The sequence below is a fragment of the Loktanella sp. DJP18 genome, from assembly GCF_049310965.1.
Lineage (GTDB): Bacteria > Pseudomonadota > Alphaproteobacteria > Rhodobacterales > Rhodobacteraceae > Loktanella.
In genome coordinates this window covers 65,124-78,808 of the sequence record NZ_JBMERN010000002.1, presented here as the reverse complement: position 1 = coordinate 78,808, position 13,685 = coordinate 65,124, and the positions used below count along the sequence as shown (strand labels likewise).

At 64.9% G+C, this 13,685-nt stretch carries 13 protein-coding genes and 1 pseudogene; 5 read left to right on the top strand and 9 right to left on the bottom strand.

The annotated features are described in order from the left end of the window. Positions 1-126 precede the first annotated feature (126 nt). Positions 127-1,116, bottom strand: a complete 990-nt coding sequence (gene pip / locus ACOI1H_RS00995) for a prolyl aminopeptidase (protein ID WP_422434848.1) — start codon at positions 1,114-1,116, stop codon at positions 127-129. Between the two features lie 63 nt (positions 1,117-1,179). On the opposite strand from pip, the gene ubiG reads away from it, so the two are divergent. Next, positions 1,180-1,920 (top strand): bifunctional 2-polyprenyl-6-hydroxyphenol methylase/3-demethylubiquinol 3-O-methyltransferase UbiG, encoded by a 741-nt coding sequence (gene ubiG, locus ACOI1H_RS00990; RefSeq protein WP_422434847.1) that lies wholly within the window; start codon positions 1,180-1,182, stop codon positions 1,918-1,920. Positions 1,921-1,973: 53 nt separating this feature from the next. Here ubiG and ACOI1H_RS00985 read toward each other — a convergent pair whose 3' ends face one another. The 4 genes from ACOI1H_RS00985 to ACOI1H_RS00970 are packed head-to-tail and all read right to left on the bottom strand — an operon-like array spanning position 1,974 to position 4,248. Continuing rightward, complete coding sequence (locus tag ACOI1H_RS00985; RefSeq protein ID WP_422434846.1) at positions 1,974-2,417, bottom strand: MarR family winged helix-turn-helix transcriptional regulator; 444 nt, start codon at positions 2,415-2,417, stop codon at positions 1,974-1,976. Next, a complete protein-coding gene (locus ACOI1H_RS00980; RefSeq protein WP_422434845.1) occupies positions 2,414-3,247 on the bottom strand; it encodes a carbon-nitrogen hydrolase family protein in 834 nt (277 codons plus the stop codon). Before ACOI1H_RS00980 ends, ACOI1H_RS00985 begins: the two co-directional genes overlap by 4 nt. Further along, a complete protein-coding gene (gene grxC, locus ACOI1H_RS00975; protein ID WP_422434844.1) occupies positions 3,244-3,501 on the bottom strand; it encodes a glutaredoxin 3 in 258 nt (85 codons plus the stop codon). Before grxC ends, ACOI1H_RS00980 begins: the two co-directional genes overlap by 4 nt. Positions 3,502-3,528: 27 nt before the next feature. Beyond that, on the bottom strand, positions 3,529-4,248 hold the full coding sequence (locus tag ACOI1H_RS00970) for a ComF family protein (RefSeq protein WP_422434843.1): 720 nt from the start codon (positions 4,246-4,248) through the stop codon (positions 3,529-3,531). A gap of 13 nt (positions 4,249-4,261) precedes the next feature. Here ACOI1H_RS00970 and ACOI1H_RS00965 point away from each other — a divergent pair, with 13 nt between their 5' ends. The 4 genes from ACOI1H_RS00965 to ACOI1H_RS00950 all read left to right on the top strand — a co-directional run bounded on the left by ACOI1H_RS00965 (position 4,262) and on the right by ACOI1H_RS00950 (position 8,187). Next, positions 4,262-5,080 carry an SAM-dependent methyltransferase gene (locus ACOI1H_RS00965; RefSeq protein WP_422434842.1) on the top strand — a complete coding sequence of 273 codons (819 nt, stop codon included), beginning with the start codon at positions 4,262-4,264 and terminating at the stop codon, positions 5,078-5,080. Between the two features lie 53 nt (positions 5,081-5,133). Beyond that, the gene (gene hemH / locus ACOI1H_RS00960) at positions 5,134-6,216 is read left to right on the top strand and encodes a ferrochelatase (protein WP_422434841.1); all 1,083 of its coding nucleotides are present in this window, start codon (positions 5,134-5,136) and stop codon (positions 6,214-6,216) included. Positions 6,217-6,356: 140 nt separating this feature from the next. Then, entirely contained in the window at positions 6,357-7,526 is a 1,170-nt protein-coding gene (locus ACOI1H_RS00955; protein WP_422434840.1) for an MFS transporter, read from the top strand. A gap of 85 nt (positions 7,527-7,611) precedes the next feature. Then, positions 7,612-8,187 carry a CAP domain-containing protein gene (locus tag ACOI1H_RS00950; RefSeq protein ID WP_422434839.1) on the top strand — a complete coding sequence of 192 codons (576 nt, stop codon included), beginning with the start codon at positions 7,612-7,614 and terminating at the stop codon, positions 8,185-8,187. Between the two features lie 3 nt (positions 8,188-8,190). On the opposite strand, the gene ACOI1H_RS00945 is transcribed toward ACOI1H_RS00950, so the two are convergent. From ACOI1H_RS00945 to ACOI1H_RS00930, 4 genes and pseudogenes are all read right to left on the bottom strand, one after another. Next, positions 8,191-8,691 (bottom strand): L,D-transpeptidase family protein, encoded by a 501-nt coding sequence (locus tag ACOI1H_RS00945; RefSeq protein ID WP_422434838.1) that lies wholly within the window; start codon positions 8,689-8,691, stop codon positions 8,191-8,193. 100 nt (positions 8,692-8,791) lie between these two features. Continuing rightward, the gene (locus ACOI1H_RS00940; protein ID WP_422434837.1) at positions 8,792-9,994 is read right to left on the bottom strand and encodes a class I SAM-dependent RNA methyltransferase; all 1,203 of its coding nucleotides are present in this window, start codon (positions 9,992-9,994) and stop codon (positions 8,792-8,794) included. After that, positions 9,991-11,820 (bottom strand): ABC transporter ATP-binding protein, encoded by a 1,830-nt coding sequence (locus tag ACOI1H_RS00935; RefSeq protein WP_422434836.1) that lies wholly within the window; start codon positions 11,818-11,820, stop codon positions 9,991-9,993. Before ACOI1H_RS00935 ends, ACOI1H_RS00940 begins: the two co-directional genes overlap by 4 nt. Next, positions 11,817-13,648, bottom strand: a pseudogene (locus ACOI1H_RS00930) (ABC transporter ATP-binding protein). The gene ACOI1H_RS00935 and the pseudogene ACOI1H_RS00930 overlap by 4 nt, the downstream one beginning before the upstream one ends. Positions 13,649-13,685 lie beyond the last annotated feature (37 nt).

Below are 13,685 nucleotides of genomic sequence, written 5' to 3'. Positions count from 1 at the left end.
CTCCAAGCACAAAAAAACGGGCGCGCGGCCCGTTACAATTCCGGTTGGGCGCTGGGGGTGGAGGCCAGCACGCCGCTGTTGAGAAGGCATATAGGCCAGTGCCGCGCAAACCGCAAGGCCGCAATTCTACAGACCCAGGCGGTCCCGTTCCGCCGCGAACCGATCCATCGTGCGCACAAGTTCCGCGCTGATGCCAGGTTCCGACAGGGCATGGCCCGCGCGCCCCACCAGCGTCAGTTTGCCCGCAGGCCATTGCCGCGCCAATGTCCATGCCGACAGGGGCGGGCAGATCATGTCGTAACGCCCCTGCACGATGACACCGGGAATCCGCGCCAGCCGATCGGTCCGCGCCAGTATCTGGCGATCCGCGTCCAGCCAGCCGCTGTGGTGAAAGTAATGATTCTCCAATCGGGCAAAGGCGCGGGCATAGTCGGCCGGGCTTTCGCCCGTCACGCCGTCGCTGTCCATCGACGCCAGCGCGTTTTCCCACTGTGCCCAGGCGCGGGCGAACTTCGTCTCTTCCATCATGTCGCCGGAAAACAGCCGCTTGTGGTAGGCCGCGATCAGGTTGTCACGCTCGCCCTCGGGCACCATCCGCACAAAGCGGTCCCACAGGTCGGGCCAGAACCGCCCGGCCCCGCCACCATAGAACCAGTCAAGTTCGCCCTGCGTCATCAGGAACACGCCGCGCAGCGCCAGCGCGGCCACGCGGTCCGGGTGTGACTGCGCATAGATCAGCGCCAGCGTTGCGCCCCAGCTTCCGCCAAAGACGATCCAGCGGTCGATGCCAAGCGTCTCGCGGATCAGCTCGATATCCGCGACCAGATGCCATGTCGTGTTCGACAGGACCGACGCGTGGGGCCGCGACCGTCCGCAGCCACGCTGGTCGAACAGAATGACGCGATACTTGTCGGGATTGAAATACCGCCGCATCGCCGGACTGCACCCGCCGCCGGGACCGCCGTGCAGCACCACGACGGGGATTCCCACCGGATTGCCACACTGTTCGACATAGACCCTGTGCCCATCGCCCACGTCCAGCACCCGCTGATCGAAGGGATCGCTGGGCGGATACAAATACGCGGCTGCGCTCTTTTGGCTCGGGACGTTTTCCATGCAACACCTATATAGGGTCGCAACGGGCAAAACCATGCCCACATCACATTGCCGGAGGGTCCGATGACCACCAACACCATCGACGCGTCAGAAGTCGCCAAGTTCGAGGCGATGGCAGAGGAGTGGTGGGACGAGACCGGAAAGTTCAAGCCGCTGCACATGATGAATCCCGTCCGGCTCGACTACATCACCCGGCAGGTGGCTGCGGAATTCAATCGCGATTTGTCGTCCGACAGGCCCTTTGCCGGGCTGCGCATCCTCGACATCGGCTGCGGCGGCGGCTTGCTCTGCGAACCGATGGCGCGTCTTGGGGCCGAAGTCGTTGGCGTCGACGCCGCCCCCCGGAATATTCCGGTGGCGCAGATCCACGCCGAACAGTCCGGCCTGTCCATCGACTACCGCGTCGGCACCGCAGAGGCGCTGGCTTCGACAGGCGAGCAATTCGACGTTGTCCTGAACATGGAGGTCGTCGAACACGTGGCCGACCCGCAAGGCTATCTGACCGCCTGCCAGCAGTTGCTGAAACCCGGCGGACTGCACCTGTGCAGCACGATCAACCGCAATCCGAAATCCTTTGCGATGGCCATCGTCGGCGCGGAATGGGTCATGCGCTGGCTGCCCAAGGGCACCCATGACTGGAACAAGTTCATCACCCCCGAGGAACTCTTCGAGCTTCTGCGCAAGGCCGGTCTGACCCCGGTGGACCGCACCGGCTACGTCTTCAACTTCCTCGCGTTCACCTGGTCCACCTCGCCCGACGACCTGTCGGTCAATTACGTCACCGCCGCGACGAAACCCGCGTGAACCGATCCGTCTTCATCTGGCCAAATAAACTCCCGCGCGGCGCGCTCCGGCCTTCAGGTCGGATCAGAGAGCTTCGCCCGCAACTCGCGCAGGACAGGCAGCGTCGCGCGCACCTTCTCTTCACCGACCTTGGCCACGACCTCGCTCACCAGCGGGCTGATCGCGGCAATCGCGGCATTGCGCGCGGCCATCCCGGCCGGGCTGATCGCGACCAGCTTGCGCCGCGCGTCGTCCCAGTCGGGCCGGACATGCACCCACCCCGCCCATTCCAGTTTCGACAGCGTGTTCGTCATGGCCCCGCGCGTCAGGTGAAACGTCTGTGCAAGCTGTGCGGGCGTGCGTTCCGCCCCGCTATGCGCGAGGTGGTTCAGCACCGAAAAATGCGAAAGCTCCATTCCCTTTGGCAACACCCGCGCCATGCTCGCCCGGGCCAGCTGATCGACCGCCAACAGCTCGCTGAACAGCGTCACGGCAAGGTGTTGGGTCTGATCGGTCATCGGGGACTTTCATAGGGGCGGTCGTGGGTCAGCGACGGCACGCGCCCCCGCGACTGTGCCACCAAAGTCAAATCCAGATCAACCACGGTGACACCGGGCACCGTGCCCGCATCCGCCAACACCTCTCCCCAAGGGGCCACGGCGACGCTGTGCCCCCAGGTTTGCCGGGCCTTGCCTGACGTGGTCAGGTGCGTGCCCGTCTGCGCTGCCGCAAGCACGAAGCACCCCGTCTCGATCGCGCGCGCGCGCAAAAGGGTTTCCCAATGCGCCGCCCCGGTGACGGGCGAAAATGCCGACGGCACCAGCAGAACCGCTGCGCCCGCTTGCGCAAGGTCGCGGTACAGATGCGGGAACCGCAGGTCGTAACAGACCGTCAGGCCCAGCGCCGCATCCGGCGTCCGTGCCAGCACGGCGCGGCCCCCCGGCCGATAGCCTGCGGATTCGCGATAACTTTCGGTGTCGGACACCGTGACGTCGAACATGTGGATCTTGTCGTATCGTGCGGCAATCGCGCCATCCGGCCCGATCAGGTAACTACGGTTGGCAAAGCGCCCGTCCGCATCGTCCGTCTTGACCGCGAGCGATCCTATCGCGATCCGGACCCCCAGCCGCGCCGCATCGTCGCGCAGGGCGGCCAGCGTCGGATCGTCGGCCTCTGATTGCAGAACCTCGCGTTGCCGCGCCCGGTCCTGACTGACGCAATTCGTGACCTCGGGCGTGCAGATCAGTGTGGCCCCCTGCGCCGCAGCGGCGGCCACGAAATCGCGAGTCACGGTCAGGTTCGCCGCCGGATCGTCGCTGGCGGTCAATTGGACCAGAGCCGCCCTCATGCCTTCAGCATCGTGTCCAGCTTGCCTGCCTTTTCCAGCGCAAACAGATCGTCGCATCCGCCGACATGAGTCTGCCCGATGAAGATCTGCGGCACCGTGCGCCCCCCGCCAGAACGTTGGGTCATCTCGACCCGCTTTTCCGGATGCTGGATGACCGAGATTTCGGTGAAGCTGACCCCCTTCGACGACAGCAGCCGCTTGGCCGCATGGCAGTAGCCGCAGGTGGGCGTGGTGTAGATCTCGACGGTGTTCATGGGCAGGCTCCTTGGCTTTCCTCTTACTTAAGTCTCCTTCACCACCCGCGCCAGTGTCAGGACGCAGACCCGCTGTGCGCCTGCGGCCCGCACCGCCTCTGTCGCGGCCGCCAGCGTCGCGCCGGATGTCATCACATCGTCCACGATCAGCACGTCGCGCCCCGCCAGCAGATGCGCCCGTCCGGTGTGATGCGTCATCGCCCCCTGCAACGCGGCAAAGCGGGCTTCGCGCCCCACCGCCTCCATCTTCGTCGTGCGTTTCACGCGGCGCAGGGCATCCGGCACATGCGCGGCCCCCAGCCCCCGCGCCACCAGACGCGACAACAGCGCCGCCTGATTGTAGCGGCGCGCGATCAGCCGCGACCAATGCAGCGGCACGGGTACGACGATCATGTTGGGTCGCACGATCTGCCGCCCCGCATGAAGCATCCACTTCGCCGCCGGGACGGCAAGGTCGGTGCGGTCGCCATGCTTGAGGTTCAACACCAACTGCCGCCCGATTCCGTCATAGACCAGCGCCGCCCGCCCCTGATCCCAGGGCCGCGCAATGGTCATGCAGTCGTCGCAGTGCAACGGGCCACTGCCAGAGCCCATCAACGGCGTGCCGCAAGCGTCGCAGGTCAACCCGTGAATGAACTGCGTGTCGCGCCAGCAGGCACCGCACAGGCCATGATCGTCTGCCGTCTGCGCCTCGCAGGCGACGCATTGCGGCGGATAGATCGCCCGGATCACGCTTTGCATCTTCATCGCCAACCCCTAGATGACCCCCATGCAGACCCTGACCGACACCGTTGCCCTGTCCCGCAATCGCGCCCGAGCACGCGACCTGTTCCTGCGCGACCGCGTTGCCGCCGATGTCCATGAAAGACTGCAAGAGGTTAACAGGTCGTTTACAACGCCACTGATCGTGACGCCCACGCCCGATATCTGGGCCAGCATCCTGCCGGACGCCGCCTCGATCACCGATGCCGAGACGCTGCCGGTCCAAGTGGCCGCCCACGACCTGCTGATCCATGACCTGTCCCTGCACTGGGCGAACGACCTTGTCGGCCAGCTTGTCCAGTCGCGCCGCGCGCTGATGCCCGACGGGCTGTTCGTCGGCACGCTGTTCGGTGGCCAGACCCTGCACGAACTGCGCACCTGCCTGGCCGAGGCCGAATCGCGCGTGACCGGCGGCCTGTCGCCGCGCATCGCGCCCATGGGCGAAATCCGCGACCTAGGCGGGCTTTTGCAGCGCGCAGGCTTTGCCCTGCCGGTCGCGGATAGCGACACGATCCGCGTGACCTATGCCGACGCCCATGCCCTGATGCGCGATCTGCGCGCGATGGGCGAGGGCAACGCGCTCGCGAACCGCCTGCGTCGCCCGACCCGCCGCGCCGTCTTCGACACGGCCGCCGCCCTTTATGCGACCTATTTCGCCATCGACGGTCGCATCATCGCCACGTTCGAGGTGGTGACCCTGACCGGCTGGGCGCCTGCTGACACCCAGCCGCAACCGCTACGCCCCGGTTCCGCCACGGCGCGACTGGCTGACGCATTGGGCACGGCGGAAACACCGCTTAAACCGCATGGTGATTGACCTGTGGCGAATTCCCGTTATCTGACGCCCTTGACGACGGGACAGGAAAGAAGATGGACATGTTCGACCAGAAGCCGACCGAACGCCCCGCCACCTGCCCCGTGCACGCGGCCCCGGATCATCCCGCGATCAAGCCGGCTCGCGTCGGCATCCTCGTCGCCAACCTCGGGACGCCTGACGGCTACGATTACTGGTCGATGCGACGCTACCTGTCCGAGTTCCTGTCGGACAAGCGCGTCGTGGATTATTCTGCCTGGGTGTGGCAGCCGCTGTTGCAGTTGGTGATCCTGTCGAAGCGTCCCTTTACGTCCGGTGCCAACTACAAATCGATCTGGAACGAAGACGCGAACGAAAGCCCCCTGTTGACGATCACCAAGTCGCAAACCGCTGCAATCAAGGCACAGATGCAGGCCCGCCATGGCGACGACGTCCGTGTCGATTTCTGCATGCGCTACGGCAACCCATCCACGAAATCCAAGGTCCGCGAAATGGTCGAGGACGGCTGCACGAAAATCCTCTTTTTCCCCCTCTATCCCCACTACGCCGGTGCCACATCGGCCACCGCAAACGACAAGTTCTTTCAGGCCCTGATGCAGGAAAAATGGCAGCCCACCGCCCGTATCGTGGACCCCTACTTCGAGGACCCCGCTTACATCGACGCCCTCGCGCAGTCGATCGAACGAGCCTATGCCGCCGCGGCCGAAAAACCCGAGGTCCTGGTCTGTTCCTACCACGGCGTCCCGGAGCGTTATCTGCGCGAGGGCGATCCTTACCACTGCCAGTGCCAGAAGACGACGCGGCTGCTGCGCGAACGACTGGGCTGGGACAAGACCCAGATCCGCACGACCTTTCAGTCCCGTTTCGGGCCCGAGGAATGGCTGAAGCCCTACACGGTCAAGGAAGTTGCCCGTCTGGCCGAAGAGGAAGGCATCAGGCGCATCGCCGTCTGTGCCCCTGCGTTTTCAGCCGACTGCATCGAGACGCTGGAAGAGATCAACGAGGAAATCCGCGAATCGTTTGAACACGCAGGCGGCCAGAAGTTCACCTACATCCCCTGCCTGAACGACGATCCCGCCCACATCGACGCGCTGTGCGGCATCATCGACCAGAACCTGGCGGGCTGGCTCAAGGCCTGAACCACGACGCACGATCATCCGCATTCATCTGGCCAGATAAACTCTCGCCGAAGGCTTCGCCCTTTCAGGGCGAAACCGGCCCATTGGCCCCGCGCTGAACCCGTGATTATGTGCGCGCGATCATTTCCGAAAGCGCTCTCATGCCCCTCTCCGTCCGCCTTGCCCCACATCAGCGCGTCTTTGCGTCTTTCGGGATCTACAGTTTTGCGCTGGGCAATCTTTTTCCGCGTCTGCCCGACATCAAGCAGGCGATGGGAATCGAAGAAGGTGCGCTGGGACTGGCGCTGATCGGCACGCCGACCGGCACCCTGATCGCCCTGACTGTGGCAGCCCCCATCATCACCCGTTTCGGTCACCGCCGCGCGCTGTTCACGCTGCTGCCCGCCATGGCCCTCTGCTTTGCCATCGCGGTTCACGCCCCGGGACCGCTTGCGCTGTTCCTGCTGCTGATCCCCGCCGGCCTGACGATGGGTGCCACAGAGGTCATCGTGAACGTCGAGGCGGACCGCGTCGAGGCCGTGCTGGGCCGTCGCGTGATGAACCGTGCCCACGCCTTCTGGAGCTTCGGTTTCTTCGGGGCCGGCATCTTCGGGGCAGCGATGGCACAGCTTGGTGTGTCGCCCGGGATGCACCTTGCGCTGATCGTGCCGCTGATCTGCGCCGCCGTGTGGTTGCTGCTGGGCGATTTCCAGCCCGCCCCCAAACGCGGCACGGAAACCGCGGACTCCGGCCCCGCCATCGCCAAACCGACGCTTGGCATCATGGTGCTGGTCGGCGTGTCGCTCTCGGCCATGCTGCTGGAAGGTGCCAGCATCGACTGGTCCGCGATCTACATGAGCTCCGTCTTCGACACGGTGCCATTCCTCGGTGGCCTCGCCGTGGCCACGACCGCACTCAGCCAGGCGATCACGCGCTACTTTGCCGACCGCATCGTCGACCGCCATGCACCAGACTTCGTCGCGCGGGTCATGCAGGGCGGCATGGCGCTGGGCGTGGTCGTCGTGTTCTTCGCGCCCACTGCGGCCGTGGCCCTGATCGGGTTCGCGCTGATCGGCGCGGGTACGGCCGCGATCTTTCCCTTGGCGATGTCGGCCGCCGCACAGCGCAGCGACCGGCCCGCCGCAATCAACGTCGCGGCCCTCGCACAATTCTCTTTCGTGATCTTCCTGCTCGGACCGCCGCTCCTCGGGTTCGTCGCAGAACACGCGGGCCTGCGCTGGACCTTTGGCATCGGCCTGCCGCTGGTGCTGGTCAGCTTCTTGCTGTCGGGTGCGCTGGGATCGAAACCGACGGACGCGCCACTGCGGTAATCACTTCACCGCCAAAAGGCACACGTCCCGTTTGAAGTAGCGCGCGCTTGCCGCTAAGAGGTCGCAAAGCATAAAAGGACGCACCATGCGCAGACGGAACGTGATGATCGGGCTTGCGGCCCTTGCCCTTGCGGCCTGCGCCCGCGCCCCCGCGGGTCGTATCGGCCCCGACGGCCTCCCCCTGCCGCAGGTTTATCGCATCGGGCCGGACGATACGGACAACATCCAGTTCCGCATGCTGGACAGCGTCAACACCCTGCGCGCTGCCGCCGGTGTCCCGCCCGTTGAACTCGATCCGCTGCTGAATGCCGCTGGTGCCACCCATGCCCGCGACATGAGCGTCCAGAACCGCCCCTGGCTGTTCGGGTCAGACGGTTCGTCGACACTGGATCGGGCCCGGCGTGTCGGCTTTCAGGGTCGAATTCTGGGCGAGAACATCTCTGAATCCTTCGAGACAGAGCTTGAAACGCTGGCCGCCTGGATGAAGCAGCCCGACACCCGCCGCGTCGTGCTTGATCCTGCTGCACGCAAGATGGGTCTGGCCTGGTTTCAGGAACCCGCTGGCAAGCTGTGGTGGGTCATGACGATCGGCACAGGGCCTGTTGCGCAGGCACCGCAGGTTGCCAGCTTCGACACCAGCCCCCTGCCGCCGCTGCAATAATCTTCAGCGGTAGATGAAGATCGGCGTGCCGTCCTTCACCATCGCATAGATCTCCTCGATCTCGTCGTTGGTCACGGCAATGCAACCCCACGTCCAATCCTTCGCAACGCGGAAATTCGTGGGCGTGCCGTGGATGAAGATATCGCCGCCGGGCGACCTGCCCATCGCCTTGGCACGCGCGATGTCTTCCAGATCGGGATAGGAAATTCCAAGCGACAGGTGATAACGGCTGTTCGGATTGCGCCGGTCGATGCGATAGGCCCCTTCCGGCGTGCGCCCGTCGTTCTGGATGAACTTGTGCCCTTCGGGCGCGAACCCCATTTCCATGTCGTATTGTTTCAGCAGGTTGTTCCCACTGAGAAGCTGCAACTTGCGCTGACCCTTGAACACCTGCACCCGCGTCACGGGCGGGCCATCGTACGTGCGGAACTTGCTGGGTGTAGCCCCGCAGGCCGTCAACAGCGCGCCAAGCGCGCCCATCATCATGAAACGTCGATTCAACATTGTGCCTGCCCGCCAAGATTCCCGTCGGTCTACTGCCGACCTGCTGGGATTCGATACACGACGATGGTTGCCCGGCAAAGCCTTGGGTTCGGGTCTGCGGTCACGCCCGCGTGAGCGATGCGACCATCTCGACGTGGGGCGACCAGCGAAACTGGTCGACGACCTGAACCCAATCCACCACAAATCCGGCGGCAACCAGCGTCGCAAGGTCCCGCGCGAAGGTCACCGGATTGCAGGACACCATCGCGATCCGCGCGATCCCGCTGTTCGCAAGCGTCGCAACCTGCGCTGCGGCGCCGGCGCGTGGCGGGTCGATCACGGTGGCGTCAAAGGGCTTCAACTCGTCCGGTTCCAGCGGCCGGCGAAAAAGGTCGCGAGTCAGGCCGGTGACGCGCTTGGCACCTTGCACCGCCCGCCATCCCTTGTCGAGCGCCGCAACCATCGCAGCCTCGCCCTCGACCGCCAGCACCTCTGATCGACGCGACAAGGGCAGGCTGAATGTGCCACACCCCGCGAACAGGTCGACGACCCGCGCGGCGTCGCCCACGATCTCGGAAACCGCCTCGCGCAGCGCAGCCTCACCGTCCGCAGTCGCCTGCAAGAAGGCACCGGGCGGCGGTGTCACCGTGGCGGGTCCAAAGACCTGCACCGGATCGCGCAGCGTCACGACGGTTTCATCGACCCATGTCAGCCGCGCCAGACCGTGCGTCTGCGCAAATTCCGCGAGGTCGATGCGCAGCTGGTCGGTCAACGGCTGATCCGTCTGCACCAGCACGTCCAGCCCTGCCGCACTGTCCGTCACGGTCAGCGCAACCTCTCCGCGGCGCGAGGCCGCGATGACCGTCAGGGCTTCAAGCATCGGCAGGCCCGCCAGCAACGCGGGCGTGACCAGCTGGCACTCCGGGACCGCAACCAACACGTCCGAGGCCCGCGCATGGAACCCGACCATCGCACCCGACTTCGTGCGCCGACCGGCAAACTTTGCCCGCCGCCGCGATTGCGCGGGCGAGGTGTGAATGGGCCGAAATACAGGCTCCAGCCCGTGTGCATGCAAAGCGCGTTCGACCACCGTCTGCTTCCACGTTGCCACGAAATCGTCGGTCGCGTGTTGCAAGGCGCAACCGCCGCAGGTCTTGAAATGGCGGCAAGGCGGGCTGACTCGCTGCGCCGATGGCACGAGGATCTGGGCCGTCCCGTCGGGCCGCAATGCGATTTCTTCACCGGGCAACGTGCGCGGCACCAGCGTCCCGTCGTCGCCGCGACCGGCACCCAGATGGGTCAGACTCTCGATCGTCAGGCTCACGCTGCGTCCTCTACGCTGATGAAGCCCCCCGATTGCCTGTTCCAATAGCGGGCGTAAAGCCCTTCCTGCGCCAGCAGCGCGTCGTGCGTGCCTTCTTCGACGATGCGGCCTGCGTCCAACACGATGATCCGGTCCATCTGGCGCAGGGTGGACAGGCGGTGCGCGATGGCGATGACGGTCTTGCCTTCCATCACCGCGTCAAGCGCATCCTGGATGCTGGCCTCGACCTCGGAGTCCAGCGCACTTGTCGCCTCGTCAAGGATCAGGATCGGCGCGTCCTTCAGAATCGCGCGGGCAATGGCGATCCGCTGCCGCTGCCCACCGGACAGCTTGACCCCGCGTTCGCCCAGATGCGCGTCATAGCCCCTGCGCCCGGCATGGTCGCGAATGTTCGCGATGAACGCCTCTGCCTCCGCACGGGCCGCGGCACCCTTGATCTGATCCTCGGTCGCGTCTGGCGCGCCATAGAGGATGTTGTCGCGGGCGGATCGGTTGAACATCGCGGTTTCCTGCGTGACCATCCCGATCTTGCGTCGCAGGCTTTCCTGCCGCACCTGTCGCAGGTCCTGCCCATCGATGCAGACAGAACCTTTTTCAGGGTCATAGAGCCGCAACAGCAGCGCCACGAGCGTGGATTTGCCCGCACCCGACCCGCCGACGATGCCCAGCTTTTCACCGCTCGCGATGTCCAGTGACACGTTCCGCAGACCGCCTTCGCCGCCGCCGTAGGTAAAGGTCACGTCGGCCAGCGTGATGCGCCCGGCGCTCAGGTCCAGATCGACCGCATCATCGGCATCCGGCAGGGCGTGCGGCTTGGACAGGGTGCGCACCGCATCCTCGATCTCGCCCACATTGGAATACATGCCCATCAGCGTGAAACTGACCCAGCCGGTCATCTGCGCCAGCCGCAGTCCGATGGTGCCGGCAATCGCGATGTCACCCGCCGAAGCCGCCCCCCGTTGCCACAGCAACAGCGTCATGCCGACCAGCAGGACCGGCAGGATGCCAGCCAGCGTCATCAGCCAGAACCGGAAACCGGCACTGACCCAGCCAAAGCCCAGCGAATCCTCGCGGAACTTTTCCATGGCATCGGTGGCGGCGCGGTCCTCGTGGTCGGCGTGGGCGAAAAGCTTGACCGTCTTGATATTGGTGATCGTGTCAACGACCTGTCCCGTCACCATCGCGCGGCTGCCCGCACGCTGCTTCGACGTTGCGCGGATGCGCGGCATGAAGGCGCGGATCAGCCCGATATAGGCCAACATCCACAAGGTCAGGACGACCGCACCCCAGGCGTCGATATCCGTCAGCAGGATGATCGACCCCAGCACGGAGGCGAGTGCGAAGAACACCGTGTTGATCGTATCGACGCCCAGATCAGTGGTCGCCCGCGCCGCCTGCATCTGCTTCTGGCTGATGCGCCCGGCAAAGTCGTTATCAAAGAACGTGACGGCCTGTCCCAGCGTGTGCCGGTGCAGGCGCGACAGCACGAGGTTGTAGACCGCAGGTGCCACCACGACGCTTTGCATCATGCCGGACAGACCCAGCACGAGCGGTCGCACCCCGATGAAGAATGCCGCAACACCGAACAGCAACCACGCATTTTCGCCGAAATAGACACTGGCATCGCTGGCCAGAGCCGAGTCGATAACTCGGCCAAGGATCAGCGCCGCCAGCACCTCGAGCACGCCCGCAATCGTGCTGATGACCGCCCCGGCCCCCATCGCGCCAAAGCTGCCGCGCAGCGCCCAGCGCAGGAACGCAACCAGCGTGCCGGGCGGCGGACCCGATGCGCGGGCAAAGGGGTCGATCCAGTCAGCGAACTTCATGCATCTTCCCCCAGAAAACCACCCGATTGCCGTGCCCAGAATCGGGCGTAGCGGCCATTCAATGCCAGCAGGGCGTCATGTGTGCCGTCCTCTACGATGCGCCCCTCGTCCATCACGACGATCCGGTCCATGCGCGCGATGGTGGACAGGCGGTGCGCGATGGCGATCACCGCCTGCCTTCCATCATCGTTTCCAACGTGTCCTGAATCGCCGCCTCGACTTCGGAATCCAGCGCGCTCGTCGCCTCGTCCAGCATCAGGATCGGGGCGTCCTTCAGGATCACCCGCGCCAGCGCGATCCGCTGACGCTGTCCGCCCGACAGTTTCACGCCACGTTCACCGACCCGCGCGTCATACCCCTTGCGGCCCTCGGCATCCTCCAGCGTCAGGATGAAATCATGCGCCTCGGCCTGTCGGGCGGCCGCGATCATCGCCGCTTCGCTCGCGTCGGGCGCACCGTAAAGGATGTTCTCGCGCACCGACCGATGCAGCAAAGCAGAGTCCTGCTGCACCATCCCGATGGCATGCCGCAGCGAATCCTGCGTCACCCCGGCGATGTCCTGCCCGTCGATGCGGATTACGCCGCCTTCGGCATCGTAGAACCGCAAAAGCAGTTTGATCAGGGTCGATTTCCCGGCACCGGATGCCCCAACCAGACCGACCTTCTGCCCCGCAGGAATCGTCAGGTCGATCCGGTCCAGACCGCCACGCGCCTTGCCATAGTGGTGTGTCAGGCGATCCACCTCGATCTGTCCCACCGTTACGGCCAAGGGGCGCGCACCCTTTGCATCATTCAGGGTCACGGGCTGGCCGATCGTCTCCAGCCCTTCGGCCACGACGCCAAGTTCCTGAAACAACTGACTGACGGCCCACATGATCCAGCCGCTCATGCCGTTCAGACGCAGCACCAGTGCGGCGGCCGATGCGACGACGCCGACCGTCGCCAGCTCGCCCAACCACAGCGACAGCGCCCAACCGACGACTCCCACGACGAGCACGCCGTTCAGGAACACCAGCGTCAGGTCCATGATTGTATAAAGCCGCATTTCGCGCATCAGCGTCGTCCGCGACCCTTCGATTGCATCCTTCGCATAGGTCAGCTCTGCGTCCGAATGGGCGAACATCTTGACCGAGTGGATGTTGGTGTAGCCGTCCACGATCCGCCCCGTCACGATGCTGCGCGTGTCCGACGATGCCTGCGACGCAGGCTTGATCCGCCGGATCACCCAGCGCAGCAGGATCAGGTAGGGGATGAACCACGCAAGCAGCGGCAGCACCAGCCGCAGGTCCGCATCCGCCAGCAGCAGAAAGGCCCCGATCAGATAGGCGGCGGCAAAGGCGACGGCCTCGAAGAACTGGTTCATCACCGAAGCCACGGCGTTCGGCGTCTGCATCACGCGGTTTGCAATGCGCCCGGCAAAGTCGTTTTCGAACCATCCGACGCTTTGCCGCATGATCTGCCGGTGCGCCCGCCAGCGCGACAGCGCCGTCAGGTTCGGGTTGATCGTCTGGTTCAGAAGCGCCGTGTGCGCGGTCTGAATCAGCGGCCGCAGCGTCAGGAAAAAGACCGCCATCGCGATCAGCTCCAGCCCGTGATCTCCCCAGAAGACGCGCGGGTCCTTGTCCAGCAGATCGACCAGCCGCCCAAGGTAGCCGATCAGTCCGACCTCGATGAAGGCGACAAGCGTCGACAGCCCTGCCGTGACCGCAAAGATGCGGTGGAACGGCTTGGTGTAGTCCCACAGGAACGGCCATAGCCGCGTGGGCGGTGTGTCGGTCTCCTCATACGGCGTATAGGGATCGACAAGGCGCTCGAAATATCTAAACACGGGATGCCTCTGTCTCTCGGACAACAGATGTAGGCCC